Source organism: Caulobacter segnis ATCC 21756, from assembly GCF_000092285.1.
Lineage (GTDB): Bacteria > Pseudomonadota > Alphaproteobacteria > Caulobacterales > Caulobacteraceae > Caulobacter > Caulobacter segnis.
Genome location: NC_014100.1, coordinates 1,388,995 through 1,402,337 on the forward strand (window position 1 = coordinate 1,388,995; position 13,343 = coordinate 1,402,337).

At 68.0% G+C, this 13,343-nt stretch carries 12 protein-coding genes and 1 pseudogene; 7 read left to right on the top strand and 6 right to left on the bottom strand.

Annotated features, from left to right (window positions below; genetic code table 11):
• Positions 1-79: 79 nt before the first annotated feature.
• Together metH and CSEG_RS06455 are read left to right on the top strand one after the other, a co-directional pair.
• The gene (metH, locus tag CSEG_RS06450) at positions 80-2,752 is read left to right on the top strand and encodes a methionine synthase (RefSeq protein ID WP_013078448.1); all 2,673 of its coding nucleotides are present in this window, start codon (positions 80-82) and stop codon (positions 2,750-2,752) included.
• Positions 2,753-2,842: 90 nt separating this feature from the next.
• Positions 2,843-4,285 carry a GH1 family beta-glucosidase gene (locus CSEG_RS06455; RefSeq protein ID WP_013078449.1) on the top strand — a complete coding sequence of 481 codons (1,443 nt, stop codon included), beginning with the start codon at positions 2,843-2,845 and terminating at the stop codon, positions 4,283-4,285.
• Between the two features lie 124 nt (positions 4,286-4,409).
• On the opposite strand, the gene CSEG_RS06460 is transcribed toward CSEG_RS06455, so the two are convergent.
• Positions 4,410-5,219, bottom strand: coding sequence for a hypothetical protein (locus CSEG_RS06460; RefSeq protein WP_013078450.1), 810 nt, complete (start codon positions 5,217-5,219; stop codon positions 4,410-4,412).
• A 264-nt stretch (positions 5,220-5,483) separates the two neighbouring features.
• On the opposite strand from CSEG_RS06460, the gene CSEG_RS06465 reads away from it, so the two are divergent.
• The 4 genes from CSEG_RS06465 to CSEG_RS06480 all read left to right on the top strand — a co-directional run bounded on the left by CSEG_RS06465 (position 5,484) and on the right by CSEG_RS06480 (position 8,185).
• Complete coding sequence (locus CSEG_RS06465) at positions 5,484-6,179, top strand: J domain-containing protein (RefSeq protein WP_013078451.1); 696 nt, start codon at positions 5,484-5,486, stop codon at positions 6,177-6,179.
• A gap of 71 nt (positions 6,180-6,250) precedes the next feature.
• Positions 6,251-6,589, top strand: a complete 339-nt coding sequence (locus CSEG_RS06470) for a hypothetical protein (RefSeq protein ID WP_407642830.1) — start codon at positions 6,251-6,253, stop codon at positions 6,587-6,589.
• Between the two features lie 89 nt (positions 6,590-6,678).
• On the top strand, positions 6,679-6,969 hold the full coding sequence (locus CSEG_RS06475; protein ID WP_013078453.1) for a putative quinol monooxygenase: 291 nt from the start codon (positions 6,679-6,681) through the stop codon (positions 6,967-6,969).
• 4 nt (positions 6,970-6,973) lie between these two features.
• Positions 6,974-8,185, top strand: a complete 1,212-nt coding sequence (locus tag CSEG_RS06480) for an acyl-CoA dehydrogenase family protein (RefSeq protein WP_013078454.1) — start codon at positions 6,974-6,976, stop codon at positions 8,183-8,185.
• Here CSEG_RS06480 and CSEG_RS23235 read toward each other — a convergent pair.
• Positions 8,125-8,320, bottom strand: a pseudogene (locus CSEG_RS23235) (hypothetical protein); the annotation flags it as partial. The gene CSEG_RS06480 and the pseudogene CSEG_RS23235 sit on opposite strands and share 61 nt — an antisense overlap.
• A 92-nt stretch (positions 8,321-8,412) precedes the next feature.
• Between CSEG_RS23235 and CSEG_RS06485 the strand changes: the two are divergent.
• The gene (locus CSEG_RS06485) at positions 8,413-9,504 is read left to right on the top strand and encodes an NADH:flavin oxidoreductase (RefSeq protein ID WP_013078455.1); all 1,092 of its coding nucleotides are present in this window, start codon (positions 8,413-8,415) and stop codon (positions 9,502-9,504) included.
• A 128-nt stretch (positions 9,505-9,632) separates the two neighbouring features.
• Here CSEG_RS06485 and CSEG_RS06490 read toward each other — a convergent pair whose 3' ends face one another.
• The 4 genes from CSEG_RS06490 to CSEG_RS06500 all read right to left on the bottom strand — a co-directional run bounded on the left by CSEG_RS06490 (position 9,633) and on the right by CSEG_RS06500 (position 13,310).
• Positions 9,633-10,544: an SMP-30/gluconolactonase/LRE family protein gene (locus CSEG_RS06490; RefSeq protein WP_013078456.1), complete on the bottom strand. Its 912-nt coding sequence runs from the start codon at positions 10,542-10,544 to the stop codon at positions 9,633-9,635.
• A 96-nt stretch (positions 10,545-10,640) separates the two neighbouring features.
• Positions 10,641-11,765: an ATP-binding protein gene (locus CSEG_RS22840; protein WP_244264944.1), complete on the bottom strand. Its 1,125-nt coding sequence runs from the start codon at positions 11,763-11,765 to the stop codon at positions 10,641-10,643.
• Entirely contained in the window at positions 11,651-12,721 is a 1,071-nt protein-coding gene (locus CSEG_RS22845) for a hypothetical protein (RefSeq protein ID WP_013078457.1), read from the bottom strand. Before CSEG_RS22845 ends, CSEG_RS22840 begins: the two co-directional genes overlap by 115 nt.
• 73 nt (positions 12,722-12,794) lie before the next feature.
• On the bottom strand, positions 12,795-13,310 hold the full coding sequence (locus tag CSEG_RS06500; protein ID WP_013078458.1) for a dihydrofolate reductase: 516 nt from the start codon (positions 13,308-13,310) through the stop codon (positions 12,795-12,797).
• Positions 13,311-13,343: the final 33 nt, after the last annotated feature.

Below are 13,343 nucleotides of genomic sequence, written 5' to 3' on the forward strand. Positions count from 1 at the left end.
CGGGACAGGCCGCCGCGTCACCCCACCCCACCCCCTCCCCGTCAAGGGGAGGGGACAGAGCTATCTGGACTTCCCGCCTATGAGACCCGTCTTCGTCAACATCGGTGAGCGCACCAACGTCACCGGCTCGGCCAAGTTCAAGAAGCTGATCGTCGAGGGGAACTATCCCGAGGCGCTGTCGGTCGCGCGCCAGCAGGTCGAGGCCGGCGCCCAGGTCATCGACGTCAACATGGACGAGGGCCTGCTGGATAGCCAGCAGGCCATGGTCACCTTCCTGAACCTGATGGCCGCCGAGCCCGACATCGCCCGCGTGCCGGTGATGATCGACAGCTCCAAGTGGGAGGTGATCGAGGCCGGTCTGAAGTGCGTCCAGGGTAAGGCGATCGTCAATTCGATCAGCCTGAAGGAAGGCGAGGAGAAGTTCCTCCAGCAGGCCAAGCTGTGCCTGCGCTACGGCGCGGCGGTGGTGGTCATGGCCTTCGACGAGGTCGGTCAGGCCGACACCGAAAAGCGCAAGGTCGAGATCTGCGAGCGGGCCTACAACACCCTGGTCGACAAGGTCGGCTTCCCGCCCGAGGACATCATCTTCGACCCCAATATCTTCGCCGTGGCGACGGGGATCGAGGAGCACGACAACTACGCCGTCGACTTCATCGAGGCCACGCGCCGCATCAAGCAGATGCTGCCCTACGCGCGGGTGTCTGGCGGGGTGTCGAACGTCTCGTTCAGCTTCCGCGGCAACGAGCCGGTGCGCCGGGCGATCCACTCGGTGTTCCTGTACCACGCCATCAACGCCGGCATGGACATGGGCATCGTCAACGCCGGCGACCTGCCGGTCTATGACGACATCGATCCGGCCCTGCGCGAGGCGGTCGAGGACGTGATCCTCAACCGTCCGCAGCGTGATCCGAACCAGACCAACACCGAACGCCTGGTCGAGATGGCCCCCCGCTACAAGGGCGAGAAGGGCCAGCAGCAGGTCGCCAACCTGGCGTGGCGCGAGGGCACGGTGAACGAGCGCCTGACCCACGCGCTTGTCCACGGCATCACCGAATTCATCGAGGCCGACACCGAGGAGGCGCGTCTCGCCGCCGAGCGTCCGCTGCACGTGATCGAGGGCCCGCTGATGGACGGCATGAACGTCGTCGGCGACCTGTTCGGCGCGGGCAAGATGTTCCTGCCGCAGGTCGTGAAGTCGGCCCGCGTCATGAAGCAGGCCGTGGCCTGGCTGATGCCGTTCATGGAGGCCGAGAAGGAAGGCCAGGTCCGCCAGGCCGCCGGCAAGGTGCTGATGGCGACCGTCAAGGGCGACGTCCACGACATCGGCAAGAACATCGTCGGCGTCGTGCTGCAGTGTAACAACTACGAGGTCATCGACCTGGGCGTCATGGTGCCCGCCGACCGCATCCTGGACGAGGCCAAGAAGCACAAGGTCGACATGATCGGCCTGTCGGGCCTGATCACCCCGTCTCTGGACGAGATGGTGTTCGTGGCCGCCGAGATGGAGCGCCAGGGCTTCGACATTCCGCTGCTGATCGGCGGCGCCACCACCAGCCGCACCCATACGGCGGTCAAGATCGAGCCGGCCTATCGTCGGGGTCCGACGACCTATGTCGTCGACGCCAGCCGCGCGGTCGGCGTGGTCTCGGGCCTGCTGTCGGAAGGCGAGCGCGACCGGATCATCGCCGAGACCCGCGCCGACTACGTCAAGGTCCGCGAGCAGTACGCGCGCGGCCAGAGCAACAAGGCCCGGGCCTCGATCCAGGAGGCCCGCAAGCGCGCCTTCGCCATCGACTGGAAGGGCTACACGCCGCCGAAACCCGCCTTCATCGGTACACGGACCTTCGAGCCGTCGCTGGCGGAACTCGTGCCGTTCATCGACTGGTCGCCGTTCTTCGCCAGCTGGGAGCTGATTGGCCGCTTCCCGCAGATCCTGGAGGACGACGTGGTCGGCCAGGCCGCCACCGACCTCTATCGCGACGCCCGCGCCATGCTGGACAAGGTGGTCGCCGAGAAGTGGTTCGGCGCCAAGGGCGTGATCGGCTTCTGGCCGGCCCAGGCCCAGGGCGACGACATCGTGCTCTACACCGACGACACGCGCACGGCCGAGTTCTCGCGCCTGCACACCCTGCGCCAGCAGATGGACAAGGGCGAAGGCAAGCAGAACGTCGCCCTGTCGGACTTCGTCGCGCCGATCGGGCAGGGCGCGGACTATGTCGGCGGCTTCGCGGTCACGGCCGGCCATGGCGAGGACGAGATCGTCAAGCGCTTCAAGGACGCCGGCGACGACTACAACGCCATCATGGCCTCGGCACTGGCCGACCGCCTGGCCGAAGCCTTCGCCGAGTGGCTGCACTACAAGGCCCGCGTCGAGCTCTGGGGCTACGCCCCCGACGAGGCGGCCGACACCGAGGTGATGATCGCCGAGAAGTACCAGGGCATCCGCCCGGCGCCCGGCTATCCCGCCCAGCCCGACCACACCGAGAAGGGCACGCTGTTCAAGCTGCTCGACGCCGAGGCGGCCACCGGCCTGCAACTGACCGAGAGCTACGCCATGACCCCCGGCGCGGCGGTCTCGGGTCTCTATTTCAGCCATCCGCAGGCGCACTATTTCGGCGTCGGCAAGATCGACGCCGACCAGGTCGAGGACTACGCCCGCCGCAAGGGCTGGGACCTGGCCACGGCCGAGCGCTGGCTCTCGCCGATCCTGAACTACGACCCGCTGGCCCGGGCGCGCGGCGCGGCGGCTTAAGGATCGAAAATCCTCCCCCCAGAGGGGGAGGATTGCGAACCGTGATATCCGAACGCATGCTCCTCCCAACGGATAACGGGAGGGGACGACATGGAACGCTCGGGCGTCAGCCGGCGGGCGCTGGGGGCTCTGGCCCTGGGCGGCGCGGCCATGGGGCTGTCGGGGTGCGAGGGGCCGGGCGAGACCGACCTCAACCCCAAGAGTCGCCAGTTTCCCAAGGACTTCGTTTGGGGCGTCGCCACGGCCGCCTTCCAAACCGAGGGCTCCCAGACCGCCGACGGGCGCGGGCCCAGCGTCTGGGACCTGTTTGAGAAGGTCCCTGGTCACGTCAAGGACGGTTCGGACGCCACGGTCGCCACCGACAGCTATCGCCGCTTCCAGGAGGACGTCGACCTGATCGCCGGGGCGAGCCTCGACGCCTACCGCTTCTCGATCAGCTGGTCGCGCGTCCTGCCGGCCGGCGAGGGGGCGGTGAACGCGGCGGGGCTGGACCACTATTCGCGGCTGGTCGACGCCTTGCTGGCCAAGGGCGTCACGCCCTACGCCACGCTGTTTCACTGGGACTTGCCGCAAGGCCTTCAGGACAAGGGCGGCTGGAAGAACCGCGACACCGCCCAGCGCCTGGCCGACTACGCCCACGCGGTGGTCGAGCGTCTCGGCGACAGGCTCAAGAACTACATCGTCCTGAACGAGGCCGCGGTGCACGCCGTCTTCGGCCACGTCTTGGGCGAGCACGCGCCGGGACTGAAGGACGACAAGCTGCTCGGCCCGGTGATCCACCACATGAACCTCGGCCAGGGGCTGGCCATGCAGGCCCTGCGGGCGGGCGGCAAGGACCTCAAGGTCGGCACCACCATGGCGCTGCAGCCTTGCCGTCCGGCCGGCGGTCCGTGGGCGATCTGGAACCGGCTGGCGTCCGACGGGCTCGACGCGCTGTGGAACGGCGCTTGGCTCGATCCTCTGTTCAAGGGGACCTATCCGAAGGCGATGGACGACTTTCTGGTGGGCGTCGTGCGCGACGGCGACCTCGCCAACATCCGTCAGCCGGTCGATTTCCTGGGCGTGAACTACTACGCCCCGGCCTATGTGCGGCTGGATCTGAACGCGCCCGGCAAGATCGCCCAGGCCGCGCCGCCGAAGGGCGCCGAACTGGACGCCTTCGGCCGTCACATCGATCCGTCAGGTCTGTTCGAGGTGCTGAACCGCGTCCGCCGCGACTATGGCGCGCCGCCCATGCTGGTCACCGAGAACGGCTGCTCGGACCCGTTCGGCCCGGGGCCGGGTATCCTCGACGACCAGTTCCGCATCACCTATCTGCGCCGCCACCTGCAAGCCGTGCTGGCGGCGCGCGAGGCCGGCTGCGACGTGCGCGGCTATTTCGAGTGGACCCTGATCGACAACTTCGAATGGGACCTCGGCTACACCTCGAAGTTCGGCCTGGTGGCGATGGACCGCGCGACGGGCGTGCGAACGCCAAAGGCCTCGTACCGGTGGTTCAAGGCCTTGGCGGAGAGCGGGGTGTTGGCGAGCTGACAGATCCTCCCCCGCGCCGCGGGGGAGGTGGCCCAGAGGGCCGGAGGGGGCTAGCGCCGCGTTCGCCGAGCTCGCCCCCTCAGTCGCTTCGCGACAGCTCCCCCGCATCGCGGGGAAGCAACAATCAATTCGGCTTGCAGATCAGCACGTCGCGGCCGCCGCGCTTGGCGGGGAGCAGGCTGCCGGCGCAGGGAACCGGATTGACGGGATCGACGATGATCTCGCCGCCGCCGATCGGCGGGAGCTTCTTGGCCGGCGCGGCCGCCGGCTTGGCCTTCGGCATGGCGGTCGTCGCCGCGGGCGTGGCGGCCGCTGGCTTCGGAGCGGGGGCCTCGGCGACGGGCTGCGGCGCCGGCGTTTCTGGCTGGGCCGGCGCGGGGGTCTCCGGCTGGGCCGGCGGCGGCGAGGTCGGTGTCGGCGTCGTCGCCGAGCCCGCGGCGTTGTAGTTCAGCGCGCGACCCAGAATGGATGACTTCATCTCCAAGGTCTTGGCGCGCTTCTCGCAGTCGCCGGGCGGGCTCCAGCTCATCCACATCTGGGCCAGACGCGCCTTGTCGACCGAGGCCGCGCCTTGCCAGACAGCCGCGCCGCGCTTGACCTGGGCGCCGCCGTATTCGGAGATCGGGCGGGGGCTGGCCTTCTCGGCCGCCGTAATGGCCGAGGCGAAGGTCTTGAGGTCCTTCTGGGCCTGGGCGCGCATTTCCGGATAGGTCTTCAGCGCGGCCTGAACGCCGTCGGGGCCAGGGAACGCCTTCTCGATCCGCGTCACCTCGGGCATCACCTGATCATAGAGCGAAGCGTAGCCGCCGAGGGCGCCGTAGCACCAGGCGACATAACCGTACTCATCGGTTGGCGGAGCGTTGGGGGACGTCTGGGCGCTCGCCTGGCCGTCTTGGGCCAGCAGGGCGAGGGCGAGAAAGAGGGCGTTCGCCATGCGGCGGAGGTCCTTTCGAGTAATCGTATGGAGTGACTAGAGCATTTCGGTCCGGATTGGGACCGTTGCATGGCGCGGAAGCGCCAAGCGGAGCCATAACGATCTGAACGCCATTCGGCTCCCGGACTACGACCATGCGCTTTCGCCGCATTGCAACGAAGTCATGTGAATGATCATTCTCAATGTGCTAGAAGCACCTTGTCGACGTGATCCGCATCGCCTCGATCTCCGTATTCACCTATGTCCGCTGGTTTCGAGGCGTTCATGAGCTTCTGGCGCAACATTGCGAGCATCGCGGCCCGGCGCCTCGACCTAGCGGACTGCACCGAATGTCCGGGCGGTCTCCCGGGCGAGGATCCGGCTTTCTCGACAGCCGTGACCGCGCTGGGCGCGAAGCTGGCCAAGGTCGACGGCCGCGCCGACGGCCACGAGTTCGCCGCCTTCACCGAGGTGTTCCAGCCCGACCCGGCCTCCGAGCCCAACATCCACCGCCTGTACGAGCTGGCGCGCCAGACCACGCACGGCTTCGAGAGCTACGCCAAGCGACTCGCCAAGCGCTACTCCAGTTGCCCTCAGCTTCTGGAGGACGTGGTCGACGGTCTGTTCCATATCGCCAAGGCCGACGGCGTCGTGACGACCGACGAGCTGGCCTATCTGGAGCGCGTGTCGAATCTGTTCGGCATGTCGCCGCTGGCCTTCCGCCGCCTGCGCGCCACGCACCTGGGCGTGGGCGCCGACGATCCCTATGCGATCCTGGACGTGCCGGCTGACGCCGACGACGCCACGGTCCACAAAGCCTGGAAGATCGCCTTGACCAGCGTTCACCCCGATCGCGCACGCGCGCGCGGCCTGCCTACGGAGTTCATCGAGGTGGCCGAGGCCAAGGCCGCCGCGATCAACGCCGCCTTCTCGACCGTGATGCGAGAACGTCGGGAACTGGGGCTCGCCGCCGCCGGTTGAGGTGAGGCGTTTGGTCTCGCTTCGGGCGAGGGAAAAAGGCTTTTCATCCGCGTTCGGCGGGTGTTCAGTTGATGTTCAGCGCTTGTGAACCACCTAAGAATGATCATGAGCGTGATGTGAGGACGCCGATGACCAACACCGCCGCAGTTTCGCCCTGGCGTAATCTCGCTTGGATCGCGGGCGCGCTCGCGACGTCGGCGGCCGTGGTGATCGGCGCGATCCTGGCCGTGGTCTTCGCCGCCACCGTGGTGGTGGTCGGCTTCATCGGCAGCGCCCTGTTCGGCCTGGCGGCCTTCGCGTTCCGCGGCCGCAAGGTCGCCGCCGCCCGCGACGCCGATCCCGGTCTGATCGAGGCCCGGAACGTCGGCGGCCATTCGTGGGTCGCCTACGGCTGGAACGAGCGGCCGTAAACTCAAAGCGCTAGCTTCCCCAACGTCGCGCTTGCCCCGGCCGCGCGCCTATCCCATCCTGCCTTTCAAACAAATGTTGGGAGGCAAGCATGATCGGTGTCGTCGCGACCCTGTACGTCCAGCCGGACAAGTCCGCTGAATTCGAGAAGGTGTTCCTGGACCTGGCCGCCAAGGTGAAGGCCAACGAGTCTGGCTGCCTCATGTACCAACTGACGAAGTCCAAGACCGAGGCCGGCGTCTACAAGGTGCTGGAGCTCTACGCCTCGGCCGACGCGCTCAAGCACCACGGCGGCACCGACTACTTCAAGGCCGCCGGCGCGGCGATGGGGCCGACCATGGCCGCCGCCCCGAACATCGAGTACCTCGACGCGGTGGAATAGGGCGATGGACCTGGCGTTCTCGGCCGAGGATCTGGCCTTCCAGCAAGAGGTGCGCGACTGGATCGCCACCGCCTATGACGACGACCTGCGCCGCCAGATGAGCCAGTCCAAGAACGGCTATCTGGACAAGGCCGGCCAGGTGAAATGGCAGAAGAAGCTCTTCGAGCGCGGCTGGGCGGCGCCCGACTGGCCCGTCGAGCACGGCGGCCCCGGCTTCACGGCCTCGCAGCGCTACATCTTCAACATGGAGATGAGCCTGGCCGGCGTGCCGACCTCGTCGCCGATGGGGCTGAAGATGGTCGCCCCGGTGATCATGGCGTTCGGGACCGACGAGCAGAAGGCCCAGCATTTGCCGCCGATCCTGCGGTCGGACATCTGGTGGTGCCAGGGCTATTCCGAGCCGGGCTCGGGCTCGGACTTGGCGTCGCTGCAGATGAAGGCCGAGCGCGATGGCGACGACTACGTCCTGAACGGCTCGAAGATCTGGACGACCCACGCCCAGTGGGCCGACTGGATGTTCTGCCTGGTTCGCACCTCGACGGAGGGACGGCCGCAGGAGGGCATCTCGTTCCTGCTGCTGCGGATGGACACGCCCGGGATCCAGATCAAGCCGCTGCCCACTCTGGACGGCCCGCCCGAGGGCGAGCAGGAGATCAACCAGGTCTTCTTCGACAATGTCCGCGTGCCCGTCGCCAACCGCATCGGCGAGGAGAACAAGGGCTGGACCTACGCCAAGTACTTGCTGGAATTCGAGCGCGGCAACGCCTACGCGCCCGGCCTCATGCACATGCTCAAGAAGGTCAAGCGCATCGCCGCCCTGGAGCTGGCCGATGACGGCGGACGGCTGATCGACGATCCTGACTTCCGCAACAAGATCAGCAACCTGGAGATCCAGGTGCAGGCGCTGAACGCCAGCGAGCTGCGGATCTTCTCCGGCCGCTCGGCGGGCAAGGCGATCGGCCCGGCCTCGTCCATGCTCAAATGCGTGGGCTCCGAGCATCAGCAGGCGATCACCGAACTGACCTTGGAGGCGGTCGGGACCTACGCCGCGCCGTTCGTGCGCGACTCCTGGTCCAAGAGCAACGAGGGCAGGGCGGGCCCCGACTACGCTGCGCCGGCCGCGCCGGCCTATTTCAGCTATCGCAAGACCTCGATCTACGCCGGATCCAACGAGATCCAGCGCAACATCATGGCCAAGATGGTGCTGGGGCTGTGAGGTCTAGCGCCCCCTCCGTCACGATGCTTCGCATCGCGCCACCTCCCCCGTTGCACGGGTGAGGATGGAGACCGTCATCCTCTCCCGCGTGCGGGGAGGTGGATCGGCGCGGATACGCGACGAGACGGAGGGGGCGCGCAAGTCGCCGAAGCTGCAGTATTTCTAACTGGCGCAATCAGCGAACAAATGTTTGGATCGCCAGCAACACCTTCTGTTCCGGATATCCCATGGCCATCGACGCCCTGTTCAAGCCCTTCGAGTTCAAGTCGCTGAAGCTGCCCAATCGGGTGGTCATGGCGCCGATGACGCGGTCGTTCTCGCCGGGCGGCGTGCCGACCGACGATGTCGCCGCCTACTACCGTCGCCGCGCCGAGAACCAGGTCGGACTGATCGTCACCGAGGGCACGGGCGTCGCCCGTCCCGCCTCGCTGAACGACGCCAAGGTGCCGCGCTTCCATGGCGAGAAGGAACTGGCGGGCTGGAAGAAGGTCGTCGACGAGGTCCACGCCGCCGGCGGCCTGATCGCGCCGCAGCTGTGGCACGTCGGCGCGGCGAAGGGGCCGGACCAGCTGGGCAAGGTGGACAGCCCCTCGGGTCTGTCGAAGGCCGGCGGCAACCCGTTCACCGAGCCGATGACCGACGCCGACATCGCCGACACCATCGCCGCCTTCGGCCAGGCCGCGGCCGACGCCAAGCGTCTCGGCTTCGACGCGGTCGAGCTGCACGGCGCCCACGGCTACCTGATCGACCAGTTCTTCTGGCCGGGCACCAATGTCCGCGCCGACAAGTGGGGCGGCCCGACGCTGGGCGAGCGCGGCCGCTTCGCCGCCGAGATCCTGAAAGCGGTCCGCGCCGCCGTCGGCCCGGACTATCCGGTGATCATCCGCCTGTCGCAGTGGAAGCAGCAGGACTACGCCGCCCGCCTGGCGACCACCCCGCAGGAGATGGAGGCCTGGCTGCAGCCGCTGGCCGACGCCGGCGCCGACATCTTCCACTGCTCGCAACGCCGCTTCTGGGAACCGGAGTTCGAGGGCAGCGACCTGAACTTCGCCGGCTGGGCCAAGAAGCTGACCGGCGCACCGACCATCACCGTCGGTTCGGTGGGTCTGTCGGGCGAGTTCATCGCCGCGTTCGGCGGCGAGGGCAGCCAGCCCGCCTCGCTGGATCGCCTGCTCGAGCGCCTCGAGCGCGGCGAGTTCGACTTGGTCGGCGTGGGTCGCGCCCTGCTGCAGGATCCCGAATGGGTCGTGAAGGTCCACGAGGGCCGCAACGGCGAGCTGCAGAACTTCGAGCGCCAGGCGCTGGGGGTGCTGTACTAGGCGGCCGAAGATGCTCCCCCGCGATGCGGGGGAGCTGTCGCGGAGCGACTGAGGGGGCGAGCTGGATATCGGCCCAGTTAGCCCCCTCCGGCCCTCTGGGCCACCTCCCCCGCATCGCGGGGGAGGAACTATCCGTTGAAATTCAGCTTCAGCCCCGGCCTCGGCCAGCGGGCCTTGTAGAGCTTGCCGGTCCCCGAGGCGGTGATCCAGGCGTCGCGCATGTCGGCGCCGCCGAAGCAGATGTTGGTCACGATCACGTCCGGCACGGCGTAGTGCTCGGTCGAGCCGTCCGGGTCGAAGGCGGTGATCCCGCCGTTGATGATCGTCGCCACGCAGACCTTGCCGCCGGCCTCGACGGCCAGGCTGTCCAGCAGCTGGTAGCCCGGCAGGTTGCAGACCACGTTGCCCGGCTGCAACGGCGCGGGATCGGCCAGCACGCCCGGCGAGGCGACGTCGAACGACCACAGCCGTCCCAGCATGGTGTCGGCCATGTAGACCGTCTTCTCGTCCGGCGAGAGCCCCACGCCGTTGGGCGAGACGAAGTGGTCGCGCCAGCGGGTGATCTTCGAGCCGTCAGGGAGGGCGTAGTAGAGCGCGCCGAACTTCTTTCCGTCGGGCGTCGAGCAGCCGTGGTCTGTGAACCAGAACCCGCCGTGCTTGTCGAAGACGAGATCGTTGGGCCCGATCAGCGGCTTGCCGTCGCACGCGGCGTAGAGCGTCGTCACCGCGCCGGTCGCGAGGTCCACGCGTTGAATATAGCCGCCCGTGTGGGTCGGGGGCGTTGGTCCGGGAATGTTCAGGCCGTTGGCTTCGAAGAAGTGGAAGCTGCCGCCGTTGTTGGTGACATAGAGCGCCCCGTCGGGTCCGATCGCCGCGCCGTTCGGCCCGCCGCCCGTTTCCGCCACGGTCTCCTTGCGGCCGTCGGGCCAGACGCGCGTCAGGCGTTGGCCCTGGATCTCGGTGACGATGACCGAACCGTCGGCCATGGCCACCGGGCCTTCGGGAAACTGCAGGCCTTCGGCCACCAGCTGGATGTCCATCGCGCGTCTCTCCCTGTTCGCCTCTGCTGGGCGATGGAGAGACTATAAACGCGCGTTTGAACTTGGCGAGACTTCCGTACGGCGAGCCGCGACGGCCTACAGGTTCGACGACGCGGAGCGGGCGAGGTCTTGCTCGGACGGCGCGGTGAAGCGCGCCACGGCCGCCAGCAAGGCGTCGCGGACGATCGGCTTGGCCAGGTGGCCGTCCATGCCGGCGGCCACGCACCGCGCGACCTGTTCGGGCATGACGTCGGCGCTGAGCGCCAGGATGGGCACCCGAGCCTTGGTCCCGCCCATCGCCCGGATGGCGTTGGTGGCCGCCAAGCCGTCCATCACGGGCATGTGCACGTCCATCAGCACCAAATCGAAGTCCTGGTCGCGCAGCAGCGAGACCGCGCTCGCGCCATCCTCGGCGGTGATCACCTCATGCCCGCCCAAGGTCAGGAGGGCGCAGCCCAGCTCGCGATTGACGTGATGGTCGTCGACCAGCAGCACGCGGGCGCCTCGGGTGTCGCACGGCTTTGGCGCGGCCGCGTCCAGCCTGGGTGTTGGCTGAGCGGGATGGGCGGGCAGTTCGACCCAGAAGCAGGAGCCCCGACCCGGCGCGCTGACGACGCCGATCTCGCCGCCCATGCGGGTGACCAGCGCCTTGCTGATCGCCAGGCCCAGCCCGGTGCCGCCATAGCCGCGGCTGATCGAGCTGTCGGCCTGGGTGAAGCGTTGGAACAGACGCGCCTGCACGTCCGGCGCGATGCCGATACCGGTGTCCGAGACCTCGAACCGAAGCCGCCGCTCGGACAGCTCGAGACGCGCGGTCACGTGGCCGTCTCGGGTGAACTTGATCGCGTTGGAGAGAAGGTTCAGCAAGACTTGGCGCAGGCGCGTTTCGTCCAGCAGGAACAGCGCCTGCTTGTCGTCGCCTTCGATCTCCACCCGCAGGGCCAGGGTCTTGGCCTCGGCCGCCGGCGCGGCGATCGCCATGGCGTCGCGCAGCACCACCGCCGGCGCAAGCGGTTCGGGGTCCAGCTCCATCCGGCCGGCTTCCAACTTGGAGAAGTCGAGCAGGTCATTGACGATCTCGACCAGAGAGCGGCCCGCGCGTTCGATCAGGTCGAGGCGGCGACGGCTATCGGGCGACAGGCCAGGATCGGCGGCCACCAGGCCGGCGAAGCCGAGGATGCTGTTGAGCGGCGTGCGGATCTCGTGGCTGATGGTCGCCAGGAATTCGGACTTGGCCTTGTTGGCGGCCTGGGCGCTGGTCTCTGGGCGTCGCGGGCGGCGTCGCGGCCCCGCGCCATCAAGGCCTGCAGACGCTTTTGCCGTTCCAGGATCATGGCGGCGGTCAGGCACACCGCGAACAGCATGACGTGGAAGATGACCGCGTGGCGCAAGGGCGTCAGCGCCAGGTCGCGATCGATTCCGACCCGGTGAAGCACGGCGGGGATCGAGGCGGCCAGGGAGGCGATCACCAGGATCGCCGCCGCGCGCGGCCCGCCTCGGAACACGGCCAGCATGGCGGGGGCGAACAGCAGGGCCTGCAGGCCAGGGTCCCAGGTGAAGATCGCCACCGCGCTGACGACCACCAGCGTGGTCAGCATGGTCAGCTGCCAAGCCGAGGCGGGGAAGAGCGGCTTGTGGCGGCGGTCCATCAGCATGATGGTCGTCGGCATCGCCAGGAACAGCCCCAGCACGTTGGGCGGAATCCAGTCCGCCCAGCCGCTCCACATCGGTTTGCCGTGCATGAGGGCCAGGCTGACGGTGGTGATCGTCGAGAACACGATGACCATCACCGAGGCCACCGCCGTCATGCGGGCCAGACCCCATGGACTGCGCATGTGGTTCGTCAGGCCCAGGCGCTCCAGGCCCAAGGCGATCAGGACATTCTGAATCAGGTCCTGCGGGACCACGAGCAGGATGAACGAGACCCGCACCCCGGCGATCAGCTCGATGGCGACGTGGGTGAAGCCGACCAGGGCCAGCATGATCCAGCGCGCGTTGCCCTTCAGGGTCAGCAGGCCGGCGATGACCACCGCATTGGCGGTCCAGATCGAGGGCAGGTTATGGGTCGCTCCAGCCAGGAACAGGCTGAAGATGATCGATCCCCCGAAGGCCGCCAAAAGGCCCGCGATCCGGAGACTCTGGTCGTCGCGCGACGGATTCTGGATACCCGCGATCAAGGTCTGCTCCCACACCCAGGGTCGCGTATCGCAGGTTGTCGTTGCAATCGGGTTTACGTTTTAAGGGCGTCTTCTAGAGTCGCTCCAGCACCCTGAACACGAAGGCGTGGTCGTCACCGTCGCCGGCGGGATGTTCCTCGCGGCGGACCTCGGTCCAGGCGCTTTCGTCGAAGGCCGGGAAATGGACGTCGCCTTCGACCTCGGCCGCGACCTCGGTCAGGTAGAGGCGCTTGGCCTTGGGCAGGGCCAGCTCGAACAGGGCCCGGCCGCCGATCACGCAGACCTCGTCGACGCCGTCGTCCGCGGCCTGCTCCTTGGCCATCTGGACGGCCTCCATCCATGTCTCGCAAGCGACCGCGCCGTCCGGCTCGAAGCTCTGGTCGCGGGTCAGCACGACGTTCATGCGGCCCGGCAGCGGCTTGCGCGGCAGGCTGTCCCAGGTCTTGCGCCCCATGATGATCGGCTTGCCCAGGGTGTTGGCCTTGAACAGGGCCAGGTCCGACCTCAGCCGCCAGGGCAGGTCGCCGTCGCGGCCGATCACCCCGTTGGCGGCGCGGGCGACGACGATGGCGAGGGCGGGCTGGGTCATGGGCCTTGATTAGCGGGCGTCGGCGCGACGCGC